This is a genomic window from Sulfuricurvum sp. (genome assembly GCF_023250475.1).
In the GTDB taxonomy this organism is placed as follows: Bacteria; Campylobacterota; Campylobacteria; order Campylobacterales; family Sulfurimonadaceae; genus Sulfuricurvum.
The window spans coordinates 1-5,486 of record NZ_JAHFAQ010000049.1 but is presented as its reverse complement, the minus strand read 5'-3'; the positions used below and the strand labels follow the sequence as shown (position 1 = coordinate 5,486).

Sequence of the window (5,486 nt, the reverse complement as noted above, 5' to 3'; positions counted from 1 at the left end):
AGCCTACATTGACCGTTGTTTTCTCGGTTAATGACTCTCCCCTTGCAGGTCAAGAGGGTAAACACGTTACCGCGAACAAAATCCGCGAGCGTCTTGATTCTGAAATGAACACCAACGTAGCAATGCGTTACGAAACCGTCGGAGAAGGTAAATTTATCGTTTCCGGTCGTGGTGAACTTCAAATCACGATTCTTGCAGAAAACATGCGTCGTGAAGGTTTCGAGTTCGGTATCGGACGTCCTGAAGTTATCGTAAAAGAGATCGAAGGGGTCAAATGTGAACCGTTCGAGCACTTGGTCGTTGACCTTCCGGCAGACAATGCAGGTACGATCATCGAGCGTCTTGGCCGTCGTAAAGCGGAAATGAAAGCAATGGTACCGATGGGTGAGGGCTTTACTCGCGTAGAGTTCGAAATCCCTGCACGTGGTTTGATCGGTTTCCGTGGTCAGTTCTTGACTGATACCAAAGGTGAGGGTGTAATGAATCACTCATTCCTTGAATTCCGTCCTTACACCGGTAACGTTGAGAGCCGTCAATACGGAGCGTTGATCTCTATGGAAGACGGTGTTGCGTTAGCGTACTCATTGTTCAACCTCCAAGATCGCGGTGTCCTTTTCACAGCCCCTCAAACGAAAGTGTACAAAGGGATGATCATCGGTGAGCACAGCCGTTCAAACGACCTTGATGTTAACCCGATCAAAGGTAAAGCACAATCAAACGTACGTTCATCAGGTGCCGATGAAGCGATTAAACTTGTTCCGCCACGTGATATGAACCTTGAGCGTGCATTAGAGTGGATCGAAGACGATGAACTTCTCGAAGTTACACCGATCAGTATCCGTATCCGTAAACGTTGGTTAGATCCTAGTGATCGTAAACGTTACGGAGCTAAAAAGTAATTTTTACTTTTTAGCCATCTCCTTGCCGGCGATCATACCGCTGGCCCACGCAAAGTTAAAATTATACCCCCCGCGACGTCCTACAATATCCAGAACTTCACCCGCAAAATAAAGACCTTCAATCAGCGTTGATTCCATCGTTTTGTTATTGATGTGTGCTGTACTGACACCGCCGCCGCTCACTTCGGCATGTTTGAAACCGTGGGTATCGCTCACCTCAAACTTCCATTCACCGATCAGATGGGTCAGTTTTTTGATCTCTTTGGGTGATAGGGACGATACCGTGGAAGAGAGTGATATGGCAGCATCTTCGAGAAGATAGGTTGCTATTTTTGCTGGGATTAGTCCGCATAGAGCGGTATGGACATCATGTTTAGGGACGGATGAAAATAATTTTTCAATCATATTCGTAAGGGTTGCTCTATCATAGCGGGGGAGAAGATTGAGAGCTATACTAACGCGTTGTTTGGTATGGAGAGCATACGAAGCTTTCTGACTTATATCGAGGATAGCCAAACCCGAAATTCCGTACGCAGCAAACAGAATATCTCCTTGGATTTTTTCTTTGGATTTGCCATCGATAATCAGAGTGACTTCAGCAGTCGTTTTGACTCCTGCCATTTTGTGGTGGTTTTTAGAAACTAAATGGAGCTGTACCAAAGAGGGATAGGTGGGAAGAATCTCATGCCCGAATCTCTTTGCAAAAATATACCCATCCGCAGTTGCTCCCAGTTGGGGTGCCGCTTCAGAACCGGTTGCAATAAGTACCTTATCATAAAGCATTTTATTATTATCGGTTTCGACAATAAATTGGGTATCTTTTTTGGAAATAGCGCTCACGATAGTTTCCGTGCAGATACGTACTCCCGCATCACTCACCGCACTTTTAAAAGCGATTAATACCGATTTTGCCTCATTGGAGAGGGGATAGCATCGACCATCCTCTTTGATATCCAATAGGAGCCCGATAGAGTGGCAGAATTTTTCAAAATAGCTAAACCCCAGTTGTTTAAGGGCATACGTAACGAACTGCGGATCCGCTCCCGCATAATCCTCGTAAGAGACGGTCGTATTGATAATATTGCATCGCCCGTTGCCGGAAGCTAATATCTTTTTTCCGACACCGGAGTTATGTTCATACATTGTGACATCGGAACCTGCCCGGGCAGCTGTAAGCGCTGCCATCAAACCGCTCGCGCCGCCGCCGATAATTGCTATTTTTTTCATGGAGGGTATTGTACTATAAATGGGAGATTAGGAGGGAAAAGGGGAGAGAAGAGGATTAATCCTCTTCTTTATCTTTATGATCACCTTCGCCTTTTAATAAATCAGCACGAGGGAAAGTAAAGGTTGACTGGCGTGTTACCGCGACTTTGTCTTTGGCATCGACAGCGTATGCATTGATCGTAATCGGAATCACGGTATCTTTACGCTCATCTTTGACCAAGAGCTCATCGGTGTACAAAACAACAACTTTTTTCTTAACGATTCCCGGTTTGACTTTGAACGCCTCTTCCGGTTCTTCGATTTTAATTTTACCTTCCATCCCCACTGGAGCAACGATGTCAAAGTAGTACTCATGGTCTTCATTCAACGTATTTTGCAATAAGAAAGTGTAAGCATTCTCAACTTTGACTTTCCCATCGTCATTATGTATCGAGTACAAACGATTCTCTTTATTGATGTTGAGGAGCATATACTCTTTTTTACTTCCCATCATTCCCAGAATAACAGTGACAATGATTAAAATGGCGATATATCCAATAATTTTAGGACGCAAATAGTGAGTTTTGCCTTTCATAAATAAGGTCTCTTTTTCACTTGACCACTCGACAAGGCTAGGTTTGCCGAGTTTCCCCATCACTTCAGTACACGCATCGACACACTCTAAACAGTTGATACATTCTAACTGTAGACCTTTACGGATGTCAATATGGGTAGGACATACGGTTACACAGCTTTCGCACGTTGTACATTCTGCCTTAGGATTTAGATTTAAGAGGTCATTTTGTTTCGTAAAAACTTTCTCTTTGTGCTCATTATAGATCTCACCGCCACGGTTTGGATTGTAGATCGCCATAACGGTATCATCATCGTACAAAACCGATTGGATACGAGAATAGGGGCAGACATAGACACAGAAATTCTCTTGTAGGAAAATGACGTCATACACCAAAAAGGCGACGATCCCCAAAATTGAACCGACAAGCACGGTATGTTCCATCGGATTTTGGATATAGGCTAAAAAATCTTCCGGCGGTACAAAAAACCACATCAAGTCTGCGGCTGCGACAAAAGAAAGCCCCGTCCAAAGTAGAATGGCTACGAGACGTTTGATCTTATTTTCCAATTTAGAATAATCAGGCTCTTGTTGCTTGTTTTTGATCCGTTTACGAAGCCCAAGAAGTTTTGTTTCGATCAGATCACGGTAAACGACACGAAAAATAGTCTGCGGACAGATCCATCCGCAAAAAACACGTCCGCCCAATACGGTAATACCGAATATACCGATAAAAAGAATCATCAGCAAAAACGGCATCAAATAGAGCTCTTGCATATCGAATTGAATAAACATCAAATGGAGTTTGAGTTTATCGAAGCTCAACAAGAAGAGGTGATTTCCCTCTATGGTAATCCATGGAATAGAGAGCGATAAAATAGTTACCAATCCATAAAACCAGTACCGTTTAATACGCCAAGGTGTCCATCCGGACAAATATTCTTTCCCTTTAGGGGCTGTTTCCGTGCTCATACATTTTCCCTTATATGTGATTCATCAATCGGACACCGAATTGTCCCGATTACTGTTGCTTCCGCATCCGCATCATTACCGATACCGACAATACCGTTAACAACCTCTTTAAGCTCACGCGATTCTATATAGTCTTTCAGTGAACTTCGGCTCACGTCTAAAACCCGTGCAATTTCGCTTACACTGCGACGTTTCTTCAATAAATCGATAATTTGTTCCAAGTGAATATCGAATTTTGATGATGATTTTGATCCGCGCGGACGTCCAATCCCTTTTTTTGCGTCATCTTGCAACACCTGCCGGAGTTGATCAATAAGACCTAAAACGACCATTGTATCACTTTTGCGATCGATTATTACGCCCGGTTTGACAAAATGGAGTGTATTGTTATTTTTCAGGAGGCAACTAAACATTTGGACAACATCTTCGATACAACTGCTTAATGTCCATGTATCGTAAATGATCAAGGTGTCTCCATCCAGAGAGCGAAAAAATCGAACAACTTCATGCCGTTCGCTGAGCCGTTTGTTTTGGGAAGTTTGATCCACCATCTCTTCTTGGATCGTAATCCCCTTTTGATCGGCATAGCCATTGATTAATTTAAGCTGCTCATAAACGCCATCAAAGTCTTTATCAGGTCGGATATAACTTACCGTCATTGTATGCTTAAATCCTTTATCATTTTTAGTTTCATCGTCATTCTATCGAAGTGTGACGACTAAAGTCAATATAAACAATCATTGTTTCGTCATAATTTTTGATCAATGAGGACGATTTCGCATTGAAGATCAATGTCAAACTGTGCTTTAACGCGCTCTTGTGCAAGATGTATAAGCGTTAAAGCATCTTGATAGACTCCTCCACCGGTATTGACGAGAAAATTAGCATGAACATTGCTAAAGGCCATTGCACCGATATGTTCCCCTTTGAGCCCTACCGCTTCAATAAGGCGCCCTGCATAATCGCCCGGGGGATTTTTAAAACAGCTTCCGGCACTCGGGTCATGAGGCTGATTGGAGCGCATTTGGGCAAACATCTCATACCTCTCAACCGAATATCCGGCTTCAGCATCGAATACGGCTTCAAATATCACTTCGTCGATAGAGGTTTTACGATAGCCGTATTGGATTTTTTCTTTCGGAATCCAACCGCTTATCGTTCGGATAGCAATCAGATGGTTAAAAATTTCAAACTCTTTAAGCCCGGCATTCATCTTAATCATCCCTCCGAGGGTACCGGGGAGCTTAGAAAGATATTCGAAATGGGCGATATTGTTCTTTTTACAAAACGAAACGACCCTTCCCCCCGGAATAGCCGCGCCGATATGGAGACCGTCCTCGTCCAGTCGGATATAATCGTACTCTTTGGAGAGGATCATGAGCGGCGGAGGGGTAGGGGATATAAGGACGTTGTTGGCGGATCCGATAATCAAATGATCCTTCGGCACAATATCGTTTTCGATGAGGGCTACCTCGACTACGGGTCCGATACGAATGGAGCTAAATTTAGAAAAATCGATCGTTTTGGTATTCATTGCATAAAGGTAGGTATCATATTAAACATACGGATTGTGAAATCCTGCATCTCATTCATCATCCACGGCATGGTGAGGATAATTACGATGACAATACCGATGATCTTTGGAATAAAGCTGAGGGTCATTTCATTGATTTGGGTTGTCGCTTGAAAAATACTCACCGCAAGTCCTAAAAACATCCCGACCAACAACGCGGGTAACGATAAAATCAAGGCGATTTTAAACGTTTCGATCCACAAGCCGATTAATTCGGATTGCATCATCTTGATTTCCTTACGCCATCGAAACTCGTCCCGAT

Annotated in this window: 5 protein-coding genes and 1 pseudogene; 1 reads left to right on the top strand and 5 read right to left on the bottom strand. The window is 43.3% G+C overall.

The window, feature by feature from the left end; all coding sequences use genetic code 11:
- Positions 1 to 899, top strand: a pseudogene (locus Q0C19_RS06165) (translational GTPase TypA); the annotation flags it as partial.
- A 3-nt stretch (positions 900 to 902) separates the two neighbouring features.
- Here the strand turns inward: Q0C19_RS06165 and Q0C19_RS06160 are convergent.
- From Q0C19_RS06160 to fliQ, 5 genes are all read right to left on the bottom strand, one after another.
- Positions 903 to 2,126, bottom strand: coding sequence for an NAD(P)/FAD-dependent oxidoreductase (locus tag Q0C19_RS06160; protein ID WP_295053953.1), 1,224 nt, complete (start codon positions 2,124 to 2,126; stop codon positions 903 to 905).
- Positions 2,127 to 2,181: 55 nt separating this feature from the next.
- Positions 2,182 to 3,651 (bottom strand): cytochrome c oxidase accessory protein CcoG, encoded by a 1,470-nt coding sequence (ccoG, locus tag Q0C19_RS06155; RefSeq protein ID WP_295053951.1) that lies wholly within the window; start codon positions 3,649 to 3,651, stop codon positions 2,182 to 2,184.
- Entirely contained in the window at positions 3,648 to 4,310 is a 663-nt protein-coding gene (locus tag Q0C19_RS06150; protein ID WP_295053949.1) for a hypothetical protein, read from the bottom strand. The genes ccoG and Q0C19_RS06150 overlap by 4 nt, the downstream gene beginning before the upstream one ends.
- A gap of 89 nt (positions 4,311 to 4,399) precedes the next feature.
- Positions 4,400 to 5,185 (bottom strand): UDP-N-acetylmuramate dehydrogenase, encoded by a 786-nt coding sequence (locus tag Q0C19_RS06145; RefSeq protein WP_295053947.1) that lies wholly within the window; start codon positions 5,183 to 5,185, stop codon positions 4,400 to 4,402.
- Positions 5,182 to 5,448, bottom strand: a complete 267-nt coding sequence (gene fliQ / locus Q0C19_RS06140; RefSeq protein WP_295053980.1) for a flagellar biosynthesis protein FliQ — start codon at positions 5,446 to 5,448, stop codon at positions 5,182 to 5,184. The genes Q0C19_RS06145 and fliQ overlap by 4 nt, the downstream gene beginning before the upstream one ends.
- Positions 5,449 to 5,486: the final 38 nt, after the last annotated feature.